This is a genomic window from Chryseolinea lacunae (assembly GCF_016735595.1).
In the GTDB taxonomy this organism is placed as follows: Bacteria; Bacteroidota; Bacteroidia; order Cytophagales; family Cyclobacteriaceae; genus Chryseolinea; species Chryseolinea lacunae.
Genome location: NZ_JAERRB010000001.1, coordinates 300,507 through 323,478 on the forward strand (window position 1 = coordinate 300,507; position 22,972 = coordinate 323,478).

The following is a 22,972-nucleotide window of genomic DNA, read 5'->3' on the forward strand; positions in this document are numbered from 1 at the left end:
CCTCTGTTCCTATTGTCAATTCAATTCCTTTTTCTTTCTAGGAGGGCGCGCCGTGCAGTTGGGGTTCAATCCAGTCGCCATGTTCGCGAATGAGGTTGATGAGCTCGTCTACGGCTTTGGCGGTGGGCACGTTTTTGCGCACCACTTCTTTTCCTTTGTATAACGTTATGCGACCCGGGCCGGAACCTACATAGCCATAGTCGGCATCGGCCATTTCGCCGGGACCGTTCACGATGCAGCCCATGATGCCGATCTTAATGCCCTTCAGGTGACTGGTGCGCGAGCGGATATTGCCCGTGGTTTCCTGCAAGTCGAACAGCGTGCGGCCGCACGACGGACATGATATGTATTCGGTTTTCGAAATGCGCGTGCGCGTGGCTTGCAGGATATTGAACGCTGTTTCGTTTATCTTCTTGTCGGGACCACAGTTTTCGGCCGCAATGAAAATGCCATCGCCCAGGCCATCCACCAGCAAACCACCAAAGTCGGTTGCCGAGTAGAGTTGCAGTTGGTCGATGCTGAGGTTTGCATACGCCTTTCCAATGATGACGGGCACATCGCAGTGGTTGTTCATCAACGTCACAAACAGGCGGCGTTGCTCGGGCATGCCGTGGTTGTTGTAGGTGTCGATGAAGAGCACGGCGGTTTTATCTGCGTTTACTGCAGCCATCAACGCGTCGTTCACGTCACCCAACAACGCATAAACAAAATTCAGTGTATCCGATTTCTCAACGCCCTTCAAATAGTGTTCGGCGCGAATGAAGGGATAGGCACGTGTCTGGCCTTTTTGTGTGAGCCACGTTTTGTGATTATAGATGAGGCCCAGGGTGCCGGGGATCTCGAAGTCGATGGTGGTGTCGCCCAGAAAAACATAGTCGCAGGCCATGTCGCTGATGTTCCATTTGTCGAGGGGCACCGAATAGTGATAGCCCACGGCAAAGAGCGACGCGTGTGTCACTTTTTCTTTTCCCGAAAAGTCGGCGACCACGCGGGGCACAAAATGTTCGCCGCCAATGTTCTGCACCGCGCGTGTTTTGCGGCGGTTGTATTCAAACGGTGTCACCGGGTAATGATCGATGGCCGGAATCGGATCGTGTGGCGCACGGGTGTCGTAGCGTTTGGCAAGCTCGAAAGCCACGGGCACTTCGGCTTCGGGTTCTTCGGTGAGCGAGACGCGGATGGTGTCGCCCAGGCCATCTTCCAACAACGTGCCGATGCCTACGGATGATTTTATTCTCCCGTCTTCGCCGTCTCCGGCTTCGGTCACACCGAGGTGCAAGGGATAGGGCTTGAAACCTTCTTCATCCATTTTCTGCACCAGTAGGCGGTAGGCTTGCACCATCACCTGCGGATTGCTCGACTTCATGGACAACACGATGTTGTAGTATTGTTCGTCTTCGCAGATGCGCAAAAACTCCAGCGCCGATTCCACCATGCCCATGGGGCTGTCGCCGTAGCGGCTCATGATGCGGTCGCTCAGGGAGCCGTGGTTGGTGCCAATGCGCATGGCCGTGCCGTGTTCCTTGCAGATACGCACCAGCGGTATGAATTTCTCGCGTATGCGATCCAGCTCGGCCTGATAGGACGCTTCGGTATAGTCAATGTTTTCGAATCGCTTTTTATCGGCATAGTTGCCGGGATTGATACGCACCTTTTCTACGATGCGGGCGGCCAGTTCGGCGGCGTTGGGTGTGAAGTGGATGTCGGCCACAAGGGGCACGGTGTAGCCGCGCAGACGGAGGCCTTTTTTGATTTCGGCCAGGTTCTGGGCCTCTTTGATGCTGGGGGCGGTGATGCGCACATATTCGCACCCGGCGTCGACCATGCGGATGGTTTGCTCAATTGACCCCTGCGTGTCCATGGTGTCGATGGTGGTCATGGACTGGATGCGGATGGGGTTGTTCCCGCCCATAGGCAGGTCGCCGATCTTCACTTCCACGGTTTGCCGGCGGCTGTACTGAACCAGGCTGTTGCAATAGTGTTTCGCGGCTGCGATTTGGTCGTTCACGTGTTCACGGATTTGAAATGCAAAAATACGATTTTAGTCTTGAGTCCTGAGTTGTTAGCAGTGAGTATTTGGTAGCATGGTAGCAAAGGCAGAACCATCGATTATGGCGATTAGTTATGGGTTAGTCCCTTTTTTTGTCACGAATGCCAATAAGCGATGTCGCCGAAGCCAGGTCTCCCGCCAAACGGCTGGGACTGGCGTGTTTCGAACGAACCAAGCTCGATATTCACCCGGAAGTGGGTTTTGTGCCGGCATTTGCCCAAGAAACTCCAAATGCCCCCGAATAGTTACGGCCAACCACCGAATTGAATGAAAAGACCATTGGGCGACTTTTTTTTCCATAGGCAAGGAAACTTGAGCGGCTGTGCTGTTAATAGTGTAGTTGTAGCTATGAAAGTCCGCGTATCTTTTCTGACCATCCTCGTGCTGGCGCTCACCCTAAGCCAGGCGCATGCCCAATATCCACCCGGCGAACATTGGTATCAAAATCCATTGGGATTCAAGCCTTTGAAACTGCACACCTCCATGGGCATGGTGTTGCCTACCGTGGGGGTGGTGGCTTTTTTGCTGTTCACACCGCGCGACTCGGCGCTGCACAACCGTTTCTCGTTCTATTCGGATGCAGGCTTTTCGTGGGGCTATAAATATCCGCACACCTTTTTGCCGCAGACCAACATGGGCATCAACTTCTTTATGCGCCGCTGGATGTCGCTGGGCATAGAGACATCGCTCTATTTTCCTAACGACAATGTGAACAGCACCGTGGGCATGGCATTGCGTCCTTTTGCACGCTTTTATGTACTGCGCACGAAACACGCACGGCTCTACCTGGAATCGGGTGGCGGGTTGGTTTATTTCTTTCAGCAATTTCCAAAATCAAATCTGCAAGACGAGCGCACGGGCACCCGCATGAACTACACCACCAAATACGGCCTCGGTGTGGAAATGAATATCGCCCGCCGCACTTCCCTGATGACCGGCGTGCGACACCTGCATGTTGCCAATGGCGATTTGAACGGGTCGGATCGAAACCCGGGGCATGATAGCAATGGATTTTTTGTGGGGGTGATTTATCGGTTTAATAAGGATATACATAAGTATTGAGGGTGTGATTCAGTCGGAGACTGAATTGATTGTGGGTACGAGTCGGAGACTCGCACCAGAGCATAAATTACATTTCAAATTCTTACCTTACATCAACATACATAAAAATACCAATCACAATTTTTGTTAAAAGAATTGAAATATGAATACACTGAATGAATACAAAGGCTATGTGAGCACGATTGACTATAGCCAAGCCGATCGCGTATTCTACGGAAAGCTTTCTGGCATTAGCGACACCGTGGCCTTTGAAGGATGCACGATTGACGAGCTCGGAACCGCGTTTAGATTTGCTGTTGATGATTACATTAAGACCTGTCAGGAAATAGGAAAAGCCCCTGAATAAATTCTCCAGGAACCATCCTCGTTGGCGTTATTTTTTTTGAGTCTGCCTATTTCAAAAAATCATTCTCACCTCACCTATTTATCCAAGCAGTTGAGGCTTCTTCGTATACACATCCCACATGAACTCGCCGAAGATGGTGTTGGCCCAGGCGAACCATTTGCGGGTGAAGTTGGTGGCGTCGTTTTTATGGAAGGCTTCGTGCATGAAGCCCGTGCCGCCGTGACAGGATTTGAGAACACGGATGCAGGCGCGGATTTCGTCGTCGCTGGTGCTGGTGAGGCCGCGAATGATGATGCTTAGTGGCCAGATCATGTCCATGCCGGCGTGCGGGCCGCCAATGCCTTCGCCTGCGGTGCCTTTGAAGAAGAAGGGATTGCTGTCGGAGAGCAGGAGGCGGCGTGTGTTCTGATAGATTTTGTCGGTGGCAGGCACGGCGCCCAGATAGGGTAGCGCGAGCAGGCTGGGAATGTTGGCGTCGTCCATGAGGTTGTAGCTGCCGAAGCCGTTCACTTCGTAGGCATACACTTTTCCGAATTGCGCATGCTCCACCACGGCGTACTGGTTCAATGCGGTCTCCACTTCTGTTGCCAAGGCCAGTAACGTTTCGGCCAGCGCAGCATCTTTGCTGACAGCCTTCATCATCTCTGCAGCCTGTTTCAAACTCACCACGGCAAAGAAATTTGCCGGTATCAAGAACGGAAATATCGTGGCGTCGTCGCTGGGGCGGAACATGGAGCAGATGAGGCCCACGGGTTTCACCGGATAGCCATAGCCACTCAGCGGAACGCCATCGGTTGCCCAGTAGGTGGTGCGTTGAAAGTTGTAGGGACCTTTTCCATTCTTGCGTTGCTGCTCTTTAAATACCTGCAGGGTGCTTTGTATGCTTTGCTTCCACGCGTCGTTGAACGGTGTGGTGTCGTTCGAGATTTTCCAGTAGTGGTAGGCCAGGCGGATGGGATAGCACAGCGAATCGATTTCCCATTTGCGTTCGTGGATGCCGGGCTTCATGTCGGTTAGGTCGCTTTTCCATTCGCTCACTTTTGTTTCGTCGTCATAGAACGCGTTGGCGTAGGGATCTTTCAGGATGCAACGTGTTTGACGGTGGATGACACCGGCCACCAGGTTCTGCAACGCGGGGTCCGATTTCATGAACGACAAGTAGGGCCAGATTTGTGCCGTGCTGTCGCGAAGCCACATGGCGTCGATGTCGCCGGTGATGATGTAGGTATCTGGATTTTTGCCCTGTGCTTTCAAAAACACTGTGGTGTCGAGGGTGTTGGGAAAACAATTTTCAAACAACCATCCCAGTTCAGGGTCTTTTACGCGCGTTTTGAAATCGCTAATCGCTTTTTCGATGGCCGGACTGGAGAAATGGCGCTGTGCTTTTGCTGTGCGTACCACTGGAAATTCAATGGTATTGTTCTGTTTCCATGCATCGGGGGCGAGCATGGCTCCGGTTCCGATTGCGCCCAGGTGTTGAAGAAATTCCAGTCTGTCCATTTCGTTTGTATATTTTTTCTAAACAATCGTGTTCGCCATTTACACTTCAACATCGTGCAATCGCGTGATGTCTTTGACCGGAAGTGTTGGTTCAGGTTGCTCTATGTCTATGATCGCTAAGTTTCGGAATTTTTTGGCACGTTGGCAAGCCTCTTTGTGCAAACACTGGAAATGAAAGCACCATGGCGTTCACCGAAGCGAAATAAAAGCGTGTGCGTCTCTCTAGATTGACTTCAACAGCATCATCAAATTATTCTCCTTCACCGGCCCCCATTGTTGTTGCGCATAGGTTGTGTAGTAAGCATGATTCTTAAAAAAGAAAATATTCTGCTGGTTCCAATTCTCCAGGGTGATGACCTTGTTTAGCTGGCGTTCAAATTCCTGTTTCAGGCGCAGCGACCACATCTCATATTCCTCCGAGCCCAGGTGGCTAAGATCGGCGTCGCATAACATTTCTTCCAGCAGGCTTTTGGGACTGGCCGAAAGTTTCGTGGCGATGATGAGGCCTTCAATCTTCAGATAGAACTCTTGTGGCAGGTTGAAATCGCGCAGAAAGCGAAGCGCGATCTTCACACCTTCCTCCTCGTGTTTCACTCCGGTTTCCGTATAGCCGGTGTCGTGAAACCATGCGGCCGTTAACAATGCTTCTCCGTTTGCCTGGGATGTGGCATAGTGTGCAATCAATGAACAGCACGCGCGCACCACGTTCACCGTGTGGGGCAGGGTGTGAAAGACACGTGTGGGCGGGAGCTTTGTGTTCAGGAGCTCCTTCACATACGCCTCAACCCTGTTCAGGAGTTCGGAGTCATAGGGATTCAAGTCCTGCATGGTGCGTCTGCGGTAGAAGTGATGATTCGTTGCTTATTCAAAACACGATCGTAAAAGTGTGCATGCCGTTTTCAAACGTGTAGTGCAGCGTATAGGCCGATGTATCGCATATGCGCTTCACAATTGCCAGCCCCAGGCCGGTGCTGTTTTTGTTCATGCTTTCTTTGCTGAAGCGATCGAACATTTTCTCCACGTTCATGTTCACGGCCTTACCGGTGTTCGCAACCGTGAGCGTTCGTTTGTTGAGGTTGACCATTACTCTGCCTTCCCGCACATTGTGCCGGATGGCGTTGTGAAAAAGATTGGTCAGCAACACCTCGATCAGTGTTTTGTTTGCATCGATCTTTAAGTGTTGTGTGGTTGTGGTAATGATGATGTTCTCCACGTCGGCCATTGGCCTCAACTCTGTCAACATTCCTTCGATGACAGACGACAGTTCCATTTCTTCCTTATCGTTGTATTGCTCGTTGTCGATCTTACTGAGCAATAAAAGATTTTTGTTTAACCGCGACATGCGTTGCGCCGTGGCCTCCAGCTCCATAATGATCTGCGCTTCCGACTCAGTGATGGCCGGCTTCTGCATGAGCATGTCGAGCTTGGATTGAAAGATGGCAAGCGGCGTTTGCAATTCGTGCGATGCATTCTCGATGAACTCCTTCTGTTGAAGAAACACTTTTCGGTTCCTGTCGGTGAGATGGCTCACGGTGCTATTCAGGTCGTCGAATTCAATGATGTTTGTTCTATCGGCACGAATGGGTTCGTTTTTGTCGAGCTGATAGGCCTTGAGCTGATTCAGTGTTCTATAGAAAGGCTCCCACAGTTTCCGCGACAACGAACGATTCAACAACAACAGCCCCGTGGCCAGCAGAATGATAAGCGCCGATTGCACCAACCCAATCGCCACCAGCAACTCGTTGTTATCGACCAACGACATGCGCATGGTCAGGATGTAGTGTTTGCCCTTGATGTCGACACCCGACGACAATTCCCGAAAGGGACGAAAATCCTGTTCGGCGCTGTCGTAGATGGAAACAGATTGGTAGTCTTTCAGGGGTGCGCGTCCGTTGGAGGGTTTGATGTCTACATCGTATGAAAGCTGATCAACAACTTCCAGGTCGGTTTCGAGATCGTCGAGGTAACTAAAGTTCTGGATGTGGTTGAGGAATTGATCGGTGTGCAGGGCCAACGCTTCGTCCACTTCCTCGTTGAGTAGTTCACGAACCGAAAAAATGGAAACGGGTATGCTGATGAGAACCACCACAAGGGAATAGAGGAGCGAGCTGCGCAAGGTTACCTGAAGAAGTCTCATACCGAAAATTTATAGCCGAGTCCGTAAACCGTTTTGATGTAGTCTTCACTACCCGCGTCGGCCAACTTGCGTTTCAGGTTTTTGATGTGTGAATAGAGAAAGTCGAATTTGTCGAGCAGCTCGGCGTTGTCGCCGGAGAGGTGTTCGGCAATGGCATTCTTCGACACCACGCGGTTTTTGTTGGCCAGCAAAAACATGAGCAGGTCATACTCCTTGCGCGTCAGGTCCACCTCGGTGTTGTTCACTTTCACAATTTTTCCCGGCAGGTCGATATTGATTTCGCGGAAGGCAAGTTTGTTGCTCCCGCCAAACTGTTTGCGCCGTATGATGGCCGACACCCGGGCGCTCAATTCGGGCAGAAAGAACGGCTTGGCCAGATAGTCGTCGGCACCCAGGTTCAGGCCCAGCACACGATCTTCAAGCGAATTGTTTGCCGTGATGATGATGACGCCGTCGGACTTGTTGTTTTCTTTCAGCTTCTCCAGAATCCGGAGACCACTGCCGTCGGGAAGGTTGATGTCGAGCAAAATGCAATCGTAGTCAAAAAGCAGAATCTTGTCTTCGGCGTCGTGTGCAGAATAGGCCGTTTCGCACACGTAGTTTTCCTGACGAAGAAACTCCGCCATGCTTTTCACCAACTCCTTTTCATCTTCTATAATCAGAATCTTCATGCCGGCCCAGCGGAAATTTTATTCGTCCCAAATAAAACTCACATTCTGTAGAAATTCTGAAGCAGGTCATTCCCTTCGATTTCCCTTTATAGCAACCCAAAGTCTACAGCATCACGGATCGCCTTCACGCCTTAGACCTGGGATGGAGTCTGTTTTCGGCATGAACGCCCCACCGTTTTCGATACTGTAAGTACGGCCAAAAAAACAGGAAAAGCCATATCGCATCCACCTGAGCTACCACGTTTGGTTTTGGGCATTGCAGCCAAATTCCTGCACTGACGGTTCTACCAAATTCAAATATCCTGTTTTTACAGGATGTTTTTTAACAGGGCGTCACAAGATCTTTGTCAAGGATGTGAACTCCACAATCATCCTTAACGGAATCGCTATGTCAACTTTGCTTCGTTTGTCGCCCTCGTTAACCATGTCGGTCTTCCTGGTCGTCTGCCTCAAAAGCCTTGCTCCTGCTGTGCACGGGCAATCGCTCGATTTTCAAAACACGATCTACTTCACGGCGTCGGGCACAAGCCTCACGTCGTCGGGAGAAACACTGAGTGCGTTCAATTTCACGGGAGCCAGCGCAACGCATCCGCTGTTCACCAACGGCATCTATTATCCCGTGCAAGACTATCTGGGACAGAACATCTGGGTGAGGGTTCGTCACCTTGCTGACGATCCCAATGGCATCACGGTCGGGCACGCGGTGTCTTCAACCGAGGGTTCGCCATTTCGATCCAATGGTTTCGGGGGTTGGGCCGGGTTTCTGTTTCAGTTTGATATTTTCAGAGACGGAGCACTCACGGGCACACGGCAAAACAAACTCAATGGAAGTTTCAAGACCACCATCACCGTGGAAAGCATTGAAACGCTTAGTGATCCCGAGTGGGTGTTCTTTGAGATCAAAGACGATCCAAATTCAGCGTGGGTGCTAAACTCCATCAACTTCACCGGTGTGAACCCCGACAGCAATCCGGGCTTCAGTAAAAGCAACATCCCCTACGACGTCTCAGACGGATTCTCGCCTAATTTTCCAACCACCAGCAACACGGTTTGCGTCATCGACTACCCCGGAGGCGGGTTCTCTGAATTCAGTATGAGTGCCAATAGCGTGTCGCAATTTCAGTATGGCTATGAGTATCCTTCGGGTGGCGGCTATCAAGGTATGCGTTTGTCGTTTGGTGCGGAGCCGCTGGTGCCCACCATCATCAGCTTCACGCCCACCGAAGGCAAACCCGGCACGGTGGTTACGATTACCGGAACAAACTTCGATCCCGTGCCATCGAACAACGTGATGAACTTTCAGAACGGCGCGGTTGGGACCGTAACAACCAGTACTACAACAACCATCACCGTGATTGTTCCCGACAACGCCGGTAGTGGGCCACTCTCCGTTACTGTTTCGGGATTCACAGCCGTGAGCGAACAAAGCTTCACCGTGCTGCACGACGACTCAGCTCCGGGCGACGTGGTGGTCTTCAACGCCGTGTCGCCAAATGGTGATGAAAAGAATGACGTGTTCTTCCTCGAAAACATAGACGTGCGCTCCGACACCCGAAAGAACAGCGTTGTCATCTTCAACCGTTGGGGCGACGTGGTGTTCACCGTGAACGACTACGACAACCAGTCGCGTGTGTTCAAAGGCCTTTCATCCGATGGGAACAAACTTCCTACAGGCACTTACTACTACCACATCGAAATGCCGGATGCCGACCGCACCATCCGTGGTTTTCTGGAATTGAAATATTAAAACGACATCATGAGATACACTCTACTCCTTTGTTTTGTTCTTACGGCAACCTTCTGCGATGGCCAACAGGATCCGCTATACGCGCAATACATTAACAACCCGTTTGTCATCAATCCGGCTTATGGTGGGTTTGGCAACACGCTGCATGCCTCCGTCAGTTACCGGCAACAGTGGACGGGCATGGTCGGTCCCAAAACCATGAACGTCAACATCCATGCTGCCCTGCGCAACAACATGGCCGCTGGGTTCATGGTGGTGTCGGATAAAATCGGCAGCAGCAAGGTGACGGAAGTGACCGGTACCTACACCTATCGCATCGCGCTGAATGCGGCGGGCACCAACCTTGCGTTCGGCCTTCAGGCGGGCATGGCCAACTATCAAACCGACAACACCGGGCTCAACATTCAGGATCCCACCGATCCGTTGTTTCAAGGCAAACAAAGTGAAACCGTGCCCACACTCGGCGCGGGTTTGATTCTGAACAATGATCGTTTTTTTGTGGGGTTGTCCGTGCCACGCATGCTCAAGTCGTCAGTAGAAACGCTGGGGGTTAACAATACCTTGTATTCACAGCATGCCTATGCCCTTGGGGCCTACCTGTTTTTTCTTTCCGACCATCTTCGCCTCAAGCCTGCTGCGCTGGTGAAGTATGTGGCCGGCGCACCGCTGTCAGTTGATTTGAATGCATCGCTGATTGCCCATGGAAAATATCAGGCCGGCATCCTCACACGCAACTTTAATACCTATGGCCTTTTGTTTCAACTGATCGTGAAAGATGTTTATCGCGTTGGCTATGTATTTGAAATTCCTACAGGAAAAGCTGCAGGCTCACAATTCACAACCCATGAGATTACTTTGGGACTAAGAATGAAAGCATTCAGTTTCCACGATCTACCTTCTGCGCTAAGCTTTTAAGATTGTATGGATTGGTTATAATAAAAGACGCAAGGCGAAGCTTTCACCTTGCGTCTTTTATATTTCGCCGATTGTTGATCTTCTGCAACGCAAACTAAGGGGTCACCGCATTCAGTTCAAGGGTATGTGAACCCAGACCCGGTGATGACACAGTGATTTTTATCACACCGGTGCCTGTTGCCTGAACATAGGCCAGCAGTTTCCCCTTGAACAATTTGCGTTTCGATGCTTTGTAGTCTTCGTGACTGGAAAGGCTGCCGCTCTCCAACCCGATGAGCCGACCCGGCCCCTGAATGTTCACATCAACTTCGTTCTCCGCCTTGAGGACAAAGCGGCCATTCTTATCCAGCACGGTGATGTCGATGTGCGAAACATCGTCTTTATCCGCTTTCAGTGTTACGCGATCTGCTGTGGCGTGAAGGCTGGCTGCACTTCCAGGGGTTGTGAGTTTGAAATTCCCTCTCTCTTCATTTTTTGATGATGTTTTCACTTCCAGCTCACCGGGTTGAAACACCGTTTTCCAGACCATCATTTTTTGTGGCGAGGCGCTTCTCGATTTGCTTCCCAGCGACGCTCCGTTCACAAACAGTTCGGCATTCTCGGCGTTGGTGAAGCAGAACACCGCTACAGAGTCGCCCGGTGTTCCGTTCCAGTGCGCATCGCCAAAACCACCGCGCCCGCGACCGCGCGATGTTTTGGAAACCTCGGCTACGGAGAGAAACGTGGTGGGCTCTGCAGACCAGAGGCTCTTGCGATAATAGAATTCAGTCTTTGGATTTCCCGCCATGTCAATCACACCGGCGCCACTGCTGCGCACCGGCCACGCCGAGGCTTCGCCAAGGAAATCGAAGGCGGTCCATAAATATTGCGCGGAGATATAGTCAAGTTCTGCCACGGGTGCCCAGGCATCGTAGCCTTTTCCATTCTCGCTGCCATAGATGACACGCTGTGGATATTTTGCATGATCGTCGGCATAGCGATACTCCTGATAGTTGTAGCCCACAATGTCCAGCGCATCGGGATAGTCGGTGAGGTTAGACATGACCACACCAGCCAGCGCGGCCGTGATGGGTCGCGTGGTGTCGAGTTGTTTAGCAACCTGCACGAGGCGTTTGGCGATCACGCCCATCTCGCTGGCTGGCGGGTTGCCTGCCTGATAGCCTCTTCCGTAGATTTGTGGATTGCGACCCGTGTTCAGCACTTCGTGTGTGTAGGGATCGTTGGGATAATCGATCTCGTTACCAATGCTCCACATGATGATGCAGGTGCGATTACGGTTTCGTTTGATCATGTCCTGCAAATCGCGATCGGCCCACTCGGCGAAATACTTGCTGTAGCCGTCTTTGCCCGGAGTGCCCACGTTCCATCCCTTTATCCATTTGTTTTTTCCGATGGCCCATTCATCGAAGGCCTCATCCTGAACCAGGAATCCCATTTCGTCGCAGAGATCATAGATATAGTCCTGGTGCGGGTTGTGGCTCATGCGAATGGTGTTGCAGCCCAGCGTTTTCAAGGTTTGTAGTCTGCGTTGCCAAACAGCCTTCGGCACAGCAGAACCTAATGCGCCCGCGTCGTCGTGAAAACAAACGCCTTTGAGTTTTATGTTTTCGTCGTTCAGAAAAAATCCTTTGTTTGCGTCGAAGCGAACGTTCCGGAATCCAACCTTCTCTGTGACCTCATCCGTTTTTTTTCCATTCACCACCACGCTGGTGCGCAGAGTATACAACGCCGGATATTCTACCGACCACAGGTCCGGATTTTTCACCGCGAACTCAAGTTTGCTTTCGCTCTCCCCTTCTGCCTTGGCTTGCACCTTTTCTTCGGCATGCGCCACACTAACGCCTTTGTCGTCTACAAGATCCGCCACCACGGTGGCACTGGCCACGGTCTTTGATTTGTTCACAACCGACACCGTAAGCCGGGCGCTGGCCTGCTCAGCAGAAACCTGCGGCGTGGTGAACACCGTGCCCCACACGGCAATGTGCACCGGCTCCACCGCCATGAGATACACATTGCGATTGATGCCAGAGCCGCTATACCATCGCGAGTCGCCGAAGTCAGTGTGATCCACCTTCACGGCAATGGTGTTCTGTCCGGTTTGGCGGAGGTGTTTTGTGATGTCGTAATAAAAAGACGCGTAGCCATTGGGGCGCTTCCCTACATACTGCTCATTGATCCACACCTCGCTGTTTTTATAGACGCCGTCAAAGTAGAGATAGATCGTCTTGTTTTTTTGTGCGGGAAGCAACGCGAAGGTTTTTCGATACCACCCTATGCCTGTAGGCAGGTAGCCCGTGCCGCTGGCCCACGCGTCGCTGAACGGCCCTTCGATGCTCCAGTCGTGCGGAAGGTCCACCGTGCGCCACGATGCATCTGACGTGGCCAGCTTCTCGCCCTTTGCCACATCGCCTTTAAAAAACTTCCATTGATCGTTGAACCGGTAGCCCCGCGATTGCTGTGCCTGCGCGCCTGTGACACACACGGCGACAACAAACAGTACACTGATTTTTATAAGGTTAATTTTCTTCATCTGAATTGCGTTTTATAAATTTAAGGAAGCTCACTTACCAACGTCACGATCGATTTCCTGGGGATAATGATGGCTTCATCGCCGCTCACCTTTGCCAGGGGCTTCAGGTCTTCATCGGCTTTTCCCGCGGTGATATACGGCTGCAACGACGCAATCTGTTTTCCCTTCAACGCCAGCTTGATGGAAGTATCAAGGTCTGCATAGTTGATGATGACGGTGACCACCGTTTTGTCTGCTTCGTTGATGTAGGATGAGACCATCAGGCCCTTCGGGTTGCTGACATCACCCGTAGACGACGACACCCCCACGCGCACCGCGCCGGGACGAACGAACCGGCTGTAGTTTCCAAAAGCCCACAACAGCTTTGTGTCTTCGATGTTGCCGTTCGCTTTGTTTTTGTCTGCATAGATAAGTCCGTCCTTGTAGTCATAGACAGAAATCGATGTCCACCAATGCCAGGCCGAAGCGTTTGCCACGGTGAGGTCGTGATGGATGAGGCGGGCCACATACAACGCGGGAACCATGCCGGTGTCTTTTCCCGGGCCGGGCACTTCTTCCTTATCGCCCAGAATGCAATATTCAGTTTGCCAGAATTCCAACGGCACCGACGCGGTCTTCATTTTTTGCTGCACGGTTTCACGTACCTTAATCATCACATCAACCGGCGCCGACGTGAAGTAGCTGTGCGCAGAGATCATCTTGTCGACCGAGGGCAGTCCACCCAAATAGCGCGACGAGGATTGCAGGAAAAAATCCTCGATCTGATTCCCGCGCGTGGGCTTGTCGCCATTTTCATAGAGGTAGTTCATGGCGGCAGCTTCTGCGATCTGGATTTTGGATGGCAGGTGATCGGCCGTGATCACGGAATCCAATTTTGTGGTGATGTCATACACTTCCTGGTTGGTGTAGGGTGTGCCCTCCTGGTTGCTGCCTGTCCAATCCCATTGGGGTTCGTTAAAAGGGCTGAGGTAGTTTAGCACAATGCCTTCTTTCTCAAAATGTTTCACCACGTTCGATAAGAATTTCACATACGGCACATAGTTCTCCTTGCCGATGTTGGCATGTTCGCCGTCGCTTGAAAATGCTTTGCCGTTCTTCGTCAGTTGCACGGGCGGGCTGTTGGTGAATCCCACAAACAGATTGACACCACGTTGCTTGGCCGATTTCAAAAACCATTGTTGCCCGGCTTGCTTGCTCCAATCATAAGACTTGTCGCTTTGCAAAAAGCCTTCGGCCCTTCGCCACTCGTCGCCAATGTTGTCTTGCGCTGCGCTGCCGCCACCGATGTTGAAGCGCCACAACGAGAGGCCTATGCCCAACGGTTTTCCCTCGGCATCCACCGCGTTGCTAAAAAGCCAGTCGGCCATTTGATTTCGTTTTTCGTCGGGCCATGTGCCCAGAAAGTTGCAGGCCCAGGCATCGGAAGATCCAAAATTTCGGATGGTTTGTTTGCGGTCCGACACATCGATGGTGATGACCGTTGCTTCTGCGCCGACAACCGATTGATCGGATTCGCTTTTCGAACAACCACCAGCCACTATCGCCAGCAGCAAAAACAGGTTTTTAAATCGCATTTGTAACACGTTCTTCATGAGTATGATTTTGGATCATTGTTTAGTTTTATACCGGAACACCAGGGGCACGCCGTCGTTCACGCCCAGCACAACCCTGCGTTCGTTTGTTTTTGTTTTCAACACTGCCAGCGCGCGAACATCGCCCGGTGCATAAAATCCTGTGGCCGGAAACAGCGTGGGTGTATATTTTCCAAGGCCTCCCCCTTTCAATATCAATCCTGAACCTGCGTCGCTTCGTCCGGCCTGAACCCGATAGGGATAAAAGTTTCCTGCCAGCAGCATGTCGTTCACACCGTCGGCATCAAAATCGTCGAAGGCCATGGCCGAGTTCATGCTGAATTGTGCCTCCACGGGCAGCGACATAGTTTCAAATTTTCCGTTGCCCACATTCTTAAAAATGCAGCTTGCCAGCATGACGGCGCGAACAACACTGCCTTGTTTCAATTGTTCCGCGCCTATCACATCTTCCAGCTTTGCGTTCGCATACAATTCGTAGGACGTGAATTTTCGTTTCAAGGCGGGGAGTTGTTCAAGCATTTCGTCGCGCGACGGATAGGGATAGGGTTTCCCCTGCACATGGGTTGACAGGATGGGATCAATTCTTCCATCGCCGTTAAAATCGCCATAGTGAAGCGTGATAGGTTGGTCTGGGGTGGCCTTCAGCGACAGGTTCAATCCGGCATTGCCTGCAACAACGTCAAGGTCGCCGTCGGCATCAACATCGGCCGATATCAATCTGCACCATAGCCCGGCTGTGTTCGCTGTTCCGGCCGTCACGGTGTTGTCTGTGAGCACACCTTTCATATTTTCAAACACCATCACCGGCATAAACTCGCCAGCCAGGATCAGGTCGGGCCATGTGTCGTTGTTGTAGTCCATCCAGACTGCCGATGTCACCATGCCCGGCTTTCTTAATGGCTGCGGTGTTGCGTTGGTGAACTTCAGCACACCGCCTTGCGAATCGTTGCGCAGCAAAAAACTGACTGACGGCATAGGAAAGTTTCCGGGGATTGAACGCGCACCGATAAAAAGATCAAGGTCGCCGTCTTTATCATAGTCTGCCGCCGACACGCAACTTCCGTTGGAAATTTCGTGTGGCAAGGCTTCTGTCGCCACAGCAAACTTGCCGTGCCCCACATTCTCATACAGTCGATCCTGTAACAAGGGCGCAGCCTCGGGTGGAAACTCGGTGCCGCCACGAACAACATAAAGGTCTTCGTCGCCATCGCCATCGGCATCGAACAGGAGGGCACCGGTGTCTTCACCCAAACTGTCGGCGCGCCATGGCTGAGCAGGCAATCGCACAAAACCCGCATCAGTGCCACGATATAGTTTTCCGGAGTGTCCGCTGGCCCCGCCCACAAAAAGGTCATCGTTTCCATCGCCGTCTATGTCGCCCGATGCAAGACAGGGGCCATAGCGCGACACTTGATAGGGCAACAGAAATTGTATTTTATAGTCTATAAAATCATTCTCCACATAGCGGTCGGCAGCGCCGAAAGCGAATTCATTTTCAAACCATGAACTTGTTTCCTTTCGCGTGGGCGTAGTCTTCTCAACTGCTTCCTCAACCGTCAACACAAATGTGGTGTCGGCCTTCAGCTTCGTTCGTGCAGACACTTTTCCGCTGGGCCACATCACCCAAAGTGAGTCGACTACGGTGGTGTTGCCTAAACCAAAAATAATCTCGGCGGGCATGCACGATTGAAAACCCCGTGTCGGAAAGAGCTCCTGCACCTGAACTTGATTATCCGTCACAATGCCAATCTTTGCACCGATAGCAAATGTGTTTGCCCCCTCGCCCTTAAGTTTGATTTTTATAAAATGTTGTCTCCGGCCATCGGTATTGTTCCGAAAAAGAAAAGCCTGTTGATTGATATTATTGGTAATCAAATCCAGGTCGCCGTCGTTGTCGAGATCGGCATAGACAGCGCCGTTGGAGATCGATTTCTCCTGAAGTCCCCAGGCTTCTGTTGTATTTTGAAACGTGAGGTCGCCGTTGTTCCGGAAGAGATAGTTGCTGATTCGCGAGGAAGGAAGTTGCTTCACGATTTCATAAGGCTTTCCGTTTTTACGGCTGTCCTGGTACACATACTTCACAAAATCGAGGTTGGTGAAATCGCGCAAAAAGCCGTTGGTGATGAAGAGGTCTTTGCGGCCGTCGTTGTCATAGTCAGCCAGCAGCGGACTCCAACTCCAGTCGGTGTTCGACATGCCGGCGAGTTGACCCACTTCGCTGAACACGGGAACGCTGTCGCGCATGCCCATATTCAACTGCAACACGTTGCGCATGTTCTGGTGGTGATAACCACTGTCGCGCAGCAAATTGTATTTATCAAATTCATCAGGCCCTTTCAATATCTTTTGGCGGAAGTTGTCTTCCGGCAGCATGTCCACCACCACCACGTCGGGCAAGCCGTCGTTGTTATAGTCGGCAACGTCACAGCCCATGCCGTTGCGGGCAATGTGGCGAAACGATTCTTTCAGCCCTTCGCGAAAGGTGCCGTTGCGTTGGTTCAGGTAGAAGAAGTCCTGTTCTTCATAGTCGTTGGTCACATACAAGTCGGGCCAGCCATCTTCATTCATGTCGGCCACGGAAACACCGAGACCAAAGTTCACACCACTGCCATGTATGCCCGCCGCTGCGCTCACATCCTGATATTTTCCGTCATCGTTCCGATAAAGACGATTGCCATATTGTGGATGACGCAGGGCGCGTAATTTCTTTGAATTAAAAAAAGGATTGTACGTCAGCCGCGCATGGTTCAACAAAAACATGTCGAGGTCGCCATCGCGGTCGTAGTCAAAAAAGGAAGCTTGTGTGGAGTACGTGCCACAGGCATCCAGTCCGTACTCAGCGGCGCGTTCCGTGAACGTTGGGGTGTCGCCGCCATTGTTAATAAAGAGTTCGTTGCAACGATCGGTGTCGGTTCCGGGACCGGAATAACACACATAAATATCCAGTAGTCCATCCGCATTCACATCGGCCAGGGTCACGCCGGTTTTCCATCGCGGTCTTCCTCCTAACCCAGCGGTTGCGGCAATGTCTTCAAATTTCCAGTTTCCTTTGTTCAGGTATAGTGCATTGGGAACGGCGTTTCCCGTAAACAGCAAATCAATTTTTCCATCGTTGTTCAGATCTCCCGCGGCCACACCACCGCCGTTGTAGAGATATTCATAGGTAAGAATGTTAAAGGCATCGTCTTCCACCACGGTGTTGGCAAACGTCACGCCCGTTTGGGTTGGGTTGGTCTGGGTGAACAACGTTTCCGTTTGCTGTTGACAGGCCCACAGAAACATGGGCAACAGTGTCCACCACCCTTTGGCCATCATCTGAACGTATCTCTGAAAAAGCGGGAAGTGCACAGGCATGGGGAGATAAAACAGTGTGCCCCAGACGGGACACACTGTTGTAAGAAAAATTGAAACGATTAATAGTTCGGATTCTGATCCAGTTGATTGCCGGACGAAAGAATTTCAGCGCGCGGGATGGGGAGCCAATAGTGTTGCTCTTCAAACTTGCGTCCATCGAGGGCCACTTTCTTCGCATAGGTAAGCGAGTTGTCTGCATTCTTGGTGATGGAGATTCCGTAGGCTGGTTCGTTCTCGGTGTCGATGGCAATTTTCCAGCGACGCACATCATAGAAGCGATGCTCTTCAAACGCCAACTCTACCTGACGTTCGCGACGGATGGCTTCCCGCATTTCCGATTGTGTTAATCCAGCAGGCAGATCGGGCATGCCGGCACGGTCGCGGATCTGATTGATGGCATCATACACCGAGGCGTCGGCGCCAGCCACTTCGTTTTGTGCTTCAGCATAGTTCAGCAACACTTCTGCATAACGAAGGTAGATCCAGGGTTGCACACCCGCCACATCCCAGGGATTGTCGATGGGAAGTTTGTCGTCCAAAAACTTCAACAGGTAATAACCGGTCTTCGACGCGTTCCAGTTGTCGCGACCATCTTTGCTGTCTTTGCCGCCGGGCAGGAAGGTTTCGATTTCGCGACCTCTGTAGTCTGCACCGTTATACAGGATGCTGGCGTAAAATCTGGGGTCACGATTCGCATAAGGGTCTGCCACATGCGCAGCGTTGTTCCAGTCGAAAGGCACGGCCGTGTTGGCATCCACTTTCACCTCATAGGCATCCACCAGATTTTGCAGGGGCGAGTTGCCTGCCCATCCGCCAAAACCGTTGGGGCCGTTCGAAATTTCGAGACACACGTGACGCGCACCTACAGCATAGAGGCGTTCAAAAATGATCTCGCCGCTCGACGGTGTTTGAAACAAACTACGGTAGTCGGCGTGCAAAGAATAACCCAGGGTCATCACAGCCTTTGCTGCATCCGCGGCCTGTTGCCAGCTACCTGCGCTATACAACGGGCTGGCGGCATACAACGCCAATCTCGACTTGAGGGCCAGCGCTGCACCTTTGGTGGCACGCCCCAGTTTCCAGTTTGAATCGTTGTTGGCCGGGAGACCACTCGCAGCCTGATCCAACTGCGTTGTTACATATTGCAATCCTTCAGCGATGGTCGATTTCTGAAACAGCTTGGGATCGGAAAGATTGTCCTGGAGCGCATACACTAAATCACCCATGAGCACTACCGAACCGTAGTTGCGAATGAGGTCGTGATAACGATAGGCACGGATAAATTTAAGTTCAGCTTCGAGGCGTTGTTTGCGTGACGCACTCATCTTCAAGGCTCCGATCTGAGCCAGGGCATAGTTACATTCGCGAATGCTGCGATAGCTTCTTGACCAAAGGGTGCCGGCGATGCCGGTGTTCTCAGGCGCAAGTTGTCCACGCTGAACCACCCACGTATTGTCATCGTTGTTATAGATCGCTTCGTCGGTGAGCGAGGCCCACAGCGCGTATTCAAAACCGCGACCAAAACCGGGAGGCGTTCCTTCAGCTTCCTTGTCCATGAGCCGAACGCCCATGTAGCGGTTGATAACAAAGTCTTCGAAGAGCGATGAGTCTGAAGCAATGGCTTCGTCAGATATACGGTCCGTTGGCTTTACGTCAAGGAGGTCGCCGTTACACGCCGACAACAGTCCGGCAATTCCCAACGCACCGGCCAGTATTGTGTATGTGAATTTTACTTTCATGGTCTTCATAATTTAGAACTGGATGTTTACACCAACATTGATGATGCGCTGCTGCGGATAGAACTGACCGCTTTCGCTGCTGCCTTCCGGATCGTAGTCTTTCACTTTGGTGATGGTGAACAGGTTGAATGCATTGGCATAGAGACGCAGGGCGCTGATTCTATACTTAGACAACAAGGTTGTAGGAACGTTGTAGCCAATCGACACGTTCTTCAAACGAACAAACGAAGAGTTGTTCAACCAAAAGTTGTTTTTGTAAAGACCTCCATTCACCGACGATGATGCACGGTTGTCTACGCGTGGATAACTTCCTTCAGGATTGGTGGGGCTCCAACGATTGTCGGCCCATGTGCTGTAGAAGTTTCCTACCGTTCCGGATTCTGCCAACACATATTGATTTACACGACCCTGGCCTGCAAACAAGAGGGCAATGTCGAAGTTTTTCCAACCGCCCGACAAATTCACACCGTATGTGATTTGGGGAATGTTGCCATATTCGGTTCGCACCTGATCGTCGGCTGTGATTTTGCCGTCTTTGTTATAATCCTCGTAGATCAGATCTCCCAGCTTTGCATTGGCCAGGTGTGGATTGGAGTCGATGTCGGCTTGTGTACGGAAGATACCGATAGCGTTGTAGAGCAGGTATGTGTTTAGTGGTCTGCCGGTCTGACGTTGATAGTCGAGTGTGCCGGAAGCTTCATCAATAAAGATAATCTTGCTCTTTGCCAACGTCATGTTAGCAGAAGCACCATACCAAAAGTCGCCTTGACGTTTGTTGTAGCCAATGGTAGTCTCAAAGCCCGAGCTTCTTACTTTACCGATGTTTTCAAATGGCACAAGCGGTGCATAGTTCGCGCTGTTGTCGTTGAAGGGATTCGCGATACCCGACACACCCGGGATGGAAGCGTTGCGGGGAGTCAAAATACGGGAACGATCTTGTGTGAAGTAGATAAATTCAAACGTAATGTTTCTCGCCACGGTGGCGTTCAGACCGATGTCTGTTTTCTTTGCTACCTCCCAGGTAATTTCGGGGTTGGCCAGTTTTGTCAGGTCAATGCCGGGATGTTTGTCGCCGCCGATAACATACACGTTATTGAACGAGTAGTTGTTAAAATACTGAAACTGCGTGAGCTTGTCATTGCCAGCAATCTGGTTTGCGTTGTCATTTCCAAGTTCACCGTAGGATGCGCGAATTTTCAAATCGTTGATGGCTTCTACGTTGCTAAACCAACCTTCTTCCGATATGCGCCATCCGGCCGACACGGCAGGGAAATAGCCATAGCGATGTCCGGCAGGAAAGTTTGATGTTCCGTCAATACGCATCTGCGCTTCAAAGAGGTATTTCTCTTTGTAGTTGTAGGCCAACTTACCAATGTAGCTCTTGCGTGCATAGTTGAAGCTGCTGCCGGTGTTGTCGCGGTCGGTTGCCGCAGAACCACCTTGCGAAAGCTCAGGGGTTTGGATGGTGGGGTAATTCAGGCGTGTGGCGTTGAACGTTTCACGATGCACCTTGCTCTGCTCGTAGGCTACAAAAGCGCTCACGTAGTGATTGCCCAATTGTTTTTCGTAGTTAAGCTTCAGGTTGTCGGTGATCATGCTGGTGTTGTCTTGCGACTCCACCATTTTGCCAAGCCCGGAAGAACCACCGGTTACCACGGGCGAGTATGTGCCATCGCCACTGTTGTAGCGATATAAGGTGTAGGGCTGAGAGAAAACCTTTCCAAAATTCCAGATCTTATCCACCGAATAAAAGCCATCGATCGAAAGGCCTTTCACAAATGGCAACGCATAGCTTGCGCGGAGAATTCCGTTAAACACGTTTTGCGGATTCATGTTTGTTCCACCCATATCGGTAGCCATCACCACGGGGTTGTTGTTCTCCACACCTGTCGACGGCAATCCGTTTGGATAGGTAGCGATGGTGGTGGGATAGGCGCGATAGATCGAGCGGAATATATCGTTGGCACCATACGTAGGATACTTGCGATCTTCCTGGCGACCCGACAACGACAACGACACTTTAAAATCCTTTGTCACGTTGGCGTCGATGTTGGAGCGAAAGCTATACTGATTGTATTGTGTTGCGCCGTTTTTATACAAACCATCCTGGTGTGTTTTACCCAGCGACACATAGTAATGAACATCTTCCGTTCCACCTTTGATGGAGAGGTTGTGTTGGTTTTGGAGGGCTACTTTTTTCAGGGTTTCTTTGGCCCAGTTGGTGTTGGGATAATTCAACGGATCAGATCCATCTCTGAACTTCTGAATTTCCGCTTCCGAATAGTGCTGGTTCATGCCCCCGGCATTGTTGGTGTAGTAGTCGATCTCGTTTTGGATCGTAGCATACGTAGCAGCGTCGGCCATGTGGGGCAAACGCGTGGGTGAAGAGAAACCCTGGTTGAAGCTATAGGCAATGGTTGGTTTGCCCGACTTGCCACGCTTGGTGGTGACGAGGATTACACCATTGGCCGCACGGCTTCCATACACTGCAGCAGAAGCATCTTTCAGAATCGAGATGCTTTCAATGTCGTTTGGATTCAGACGTTCCAAACCACCGAGTTGTCCGGGAATACCGTCAACAACAACCAGCACGTCGTTGCTACCGGTTGTGGCCTGACCACGGATAGTAAAGGTACTGCCGTCGTAGCCAGGTTCGCCACCACGGTTACTCGCAATGATACCCGAAAAACGACCGGCCAACGAGTTAGACACGTTGGGCTGTGGACTCTTCACGATGTCGTCGCCTTTCACTTGCGAGATGGAACCGGTGAGCGTTTCTTTCTTTTGCTCGCCATAACCAACCACCACAATTTCAGACAGGGTTTCGACGTCCGACTCAAGCGAAATGTCGATGGCGGTTCGGCTGCCCACCACGGCTTCCTGCGTTTTGTATCCGATGAAGGTGAACACCAAAACGGATTCCGCATTGGGTACGCTGATGGAATACTTTCCATCGGCATCCGTAGTGGTGCCGATGCTGGTGCCTTTCACGATGATGTTGACGCCAGGCAAGGTTGCTCCATCATCGGAGGAGCTTACCTTTCCCTGGATGGTGATGTCGACCGCACGGGGCGCTGCCTGCGCCGCTACCCAGAGGGTCATGAGCATCATGGCCGTGGACAGCAATCTTTTTAGTAGATGTTTAAGATTCATAGAGTTTTGTTTGTGAAATGGGAATCATTTAAGTTCTTCGACGGGCTCAAAAAGCGACAGGGCGTCGCTATCCCGAACTGAAAAATTGGCGTTTCATAGGCGTTAGAAGCGTTAAGGTTATTGACTTCCGGCCTGGGCCTCGTATGTGGCGCAAACCTTTGCATAAAAGTCTCCGA

14 protein-coding genes are annotated in these 22,972 nt (G+C 51.4%); 4 read left to right on the top strand and 10 right to left on the bottom strand.

What is annotated here, in order from left to right; translation table 11 throughout:
* Positions 1-37 precede the first annotated feature (37 nt).
* A complete protein-coding gene (ispG, locus tag JI741_RS01115; protein ID WP_369411710.1) occupies positions 38-2,008 on the bottom strand; it encodes a (E)-4-hydroxy-3-methylbut-2-enyl-diphosphate synthase in 1,971 nt (656 codons plus the stop codon).
* Between the two features lie 390 nt (positions 2,009-2,398).
* On the opposite strand from ispG, the gene JI741_RS01120 reads away from it, so the two are divergent.
* Complete coding sequence (locus JI741_RS01120; protein ID WP_202006760.1) at positions 2,399-3,112, top strand: acyloxyacyl hydrolase; 714 nt, start codon at positions 2,399-2,401, stop codon at positions 3,110-3,112.
* A 142-nt stretch (positions 3,113-3,254) separates the two neighbouring features.
* The gene (locus tag JI741_RS01125; protein ID WP_202006761.1) at positions 3,255-3,458 is read left to right on the top strand and encodes a hypothetical protein; all 204 of its coding nucleotides are present in this window, start codon (positions 3,255-3,257) and stop codon (positions 3,456-3,458) included.
* Positions 3,459-3,536: 78 nt separating this feature from the next.
* Here the strand turns inward: JI741_RS01125 and JI741_RS01130 are convergent, their stop codons facing one another.
* The 4 genes from JI741_RS01130 to JI741_RS01145 all read right to left on the bottom strand — a co-directional run bounded on the left by JI741_RS01130 (position 3,537) and on the right by JI741_RS01145 (position 7,766).
* Positions 3,537-4,958, bottom strand: a complete 1,422-nt coding sequence (locus JI741_RS01130) for a glycoside hydrolase family 125 protein (RefSeq protein WP_202006762.1) — start codon at positions 4,956-4,958, stop codon at positions 3,537-3,539.
* A gap of 222 nt (positions 4,959-5,180) precedes the next feature.
* Positions 5,181-5,786, bottom strand: coding sequence for an HD domain-containing protein (locus JI741_RS01135; RefSeq protein ID WP_202006763.1), 606 nt, complete (start codon positions 5,784-5,786; stop codon positions 5,181-5,183).
* A 37-nt stretch (positions 5,787-5,823) separates the two neighbouring features.
* Positions 5,824-7,095 carry a sensor histidine kinase gene (locus tag JI741_RS01140; protein ID WP_202006764.1) on the bottom strand — a complete coding sequence of 424 codons (1,272 nt, stop codon included), beginning with the start codon at positions 7,093-7,095 and terminating at the stop codon, positions 5,824-5,826.
* Positions 7,092-7,766 (bottom strand): response regulator transcription factor, encoded by a 675-nt coding sequence (locus JI741_RS01145; RefSeq protein WP_202006765.1) that lies wholly within the window; start codon positions 7,764-7,766, stop codon positions 7,092-7,094. Before JI741_RS01145 ends, JI741_RS01140 begins: the two co-directional genes overlap by 4 nt.
* A gap of 388 nt (positions 7,767-8,154) precedes the next feature.
* Between JI741_RS01145 and JI741_RS01150 the strand changes: the two genes are divergently transcribed.
* Both JI741_RS01150 and JI741_RS01155 read left to right on the top strand, forming a co-directional pair.
* Positions 8,155-9,513, top strand: coding sequence for a T9SS type B sorting domain-containing protein (locus JI741_RS01150; RefSeq protein WP_202006766.1), 1,359 nt, complete (start codon positions 8,155-8,157; stop codon positions 9,511-9,513).
* A gap of 9 nt (positions 9,514-9,522) precedes the next feature.
* Positions 9,523-10,428, top strand: a complete 906-nt coding sequence (locus JI741_RS01155; protein ID WP_202006767.1) for a PorP/SprF family type IX secretion system membrane protein — start codon at positions 9,523-9,525, stop codon at positions 10,426-10,428.
* A gap of 94 nt (positions 10,429-10,522) precedes the next feature.
* Here JI741_RS01155 and JI741_RS01160 read toward each other — a convergent pair whose 3' ends face one another.
* The 5 genes from JI741_RS01160 to JI741_RS01180 form a co-directional block, all read right to left on the bottom strand.
* Positions 10,523-12,958 carry a glycoside hydrolase family 2 TIM barrel-domain containing protein gene (locus JI741_RS01160; RefSeq protein WP_202006768.1) on the bottom strand — a complete coding sequence of 812 codons (2,436 nt, stop codon included), beginning with the start codon at positions 12,956-12,958 and terminating at the stop codon, positions 10,523-10,525.
* Between the two features lie 20 nt (positions 12,959-12,978).
* Positions 12,979-14,550 carry a glycoside hydrolase gene (locus JI741_RS01165; RefSeq protein WP_202006769.1) on the bottom strand — a complete coding sequence of 524 codons (1,572 nt, stop codon included), beginning with the start codon at positions 14,548-14,550 and terminating at the stop codon, positions 12,979-12,981.
* 15 nt (positions 14,551-14,565) lie between these two features.
* The gene (locus tag JI741_RS01170) at positions 14,566-17,865 is read right to left on the bottom strand and encodes a VCBS repeat-containing protein (RefSeq protein ID WP_202006770.1); all 3,300 of its coding nucleotides are present in this window, start codon (positions 17,863-17,865) and stop codon (positions 14,566-14,568) included.
* A 98-nt stretch (positions 17,866-17,963) separates the two neighbouring features.
* Positions 17,964-19,643, bottom strand: a complete 1,680-nt coding sequence (locus JI741_RS01175) for a RagB/SusD family nutrient uptake outer membrane protein (protein ID WP_236675818.1) — start codon at positions 19,641-19,643, stop codon at positions 17,964-17,966.
* A 12-nt stretch (positions 19,644-19,655) separates the two neighbouring features.
* Complete coding sequence (locus JI741_RS01180) at positions 19,656-22,796, bottom strand: SusC/RagA family TonB-linked outer membrane protein (RefSeq protein WP_202006772.1); 3,141 nt, start codon at positions 22,794-22,796, stop codon at positions 19,656-19,658.
* Positions 22,797-22,972: the final 176 nt, after the last annotated feature.

Excerpts from the sequence above, each read along its gene's own strand:
- JI741_RS01120 (WP_202006760.1), top strand. The coding sequence starts at position 2,399 with ATGAAAGTCCGCGTATCTTTTCTGACCATCCTCGTGCTGGCGCTCACC.
- JI741_RS01125 (WP_202006761.1), top strand. The coding sequence starts at position 3,255 with ATGAATACACTGAATGAATACAAAGGCTATGTGAGCACGATTGACTAT.
- JI741_RS01130 (WP_202006762.1), bottom strand. The coding sequence starts at position 4,958 with ATGGACAGACTGGAATTTCTTCAACACCTGGGCGCAATCGGAACCGGA.
- JI741_RS01135 (WP_202006763.1), bottom strand. The coding sequence starts at position 5,786 with ATGCAGGACTTGAATCCCTATGACTCCGAACTCCTGAACAGGGTTGAG.
- JI741_RS01140 (WP_202006764.1), bottom strand. The coding sequence starts at position 7,095 with ATGAGACTTCTTCAGGTAACCTTGCGCAGCTCGCTCCTCTATTCCCTT.
- JI741_RS01145 (WP_202006765.1), bottom strand. The coding sequence starts at position 7,766 with ATGAAGATTCTGATTATAGAAGATGAAAAGGAGTTGGTGAAAAGCATG.
- JI741_RS01150 (WP_202006766.1), top strand. The coding sequence starts at position 8,155 with ATGTCAACTTTGCTTCGTTTGTCGCCCTCGTTAACCATGTCGGTCTTC.
- JI741_RS01155 (WP_202006767.1), top strand. The coding sequence starts at position 9,523 with ATGAGATACACTCTACTCCTTTGTTTTGTTCTTACGGCAACCTTCTGC.
- JI741_RS01160 (WP_202006768.1), bottom strand. The coding sequence starts at position 12,958 with ATGAAGAAAATTAACCTTATAAAAATCAGTGTACTGTTTGTTGTCGCC.
- JI741_RS01165 (WP_202006769.1), bottom strand. The coding sequence starts at position 14,550 with ATGAAGAACGTGTTACAAATGCGATTTAAAAACCTGTTTTTGCTGCTG.
- JI741_RS01170 (WP_202006770.1), bottom strand. The coding sequence starts at position 17,865 with ATGATGGCCAAAGGGTGGTGGACACTGTTGCCCATGTTTCTGTGGGCC.
- JI741_RS01175 (WP_236675818.1), bottom strand. The coding sequence starts at position 19,643 with ATGAAAGTAAAATTCACATACACAATACTGGCCGGTGCGTTGGGAATT.
- JI741_RS01180 (WP_202006772.1), bottom strand. The coding sequence starts at position 22,796 with ATGAATCTTAAACATCTACTAAAAAGATTGCTGTCCACGGCCATGATG.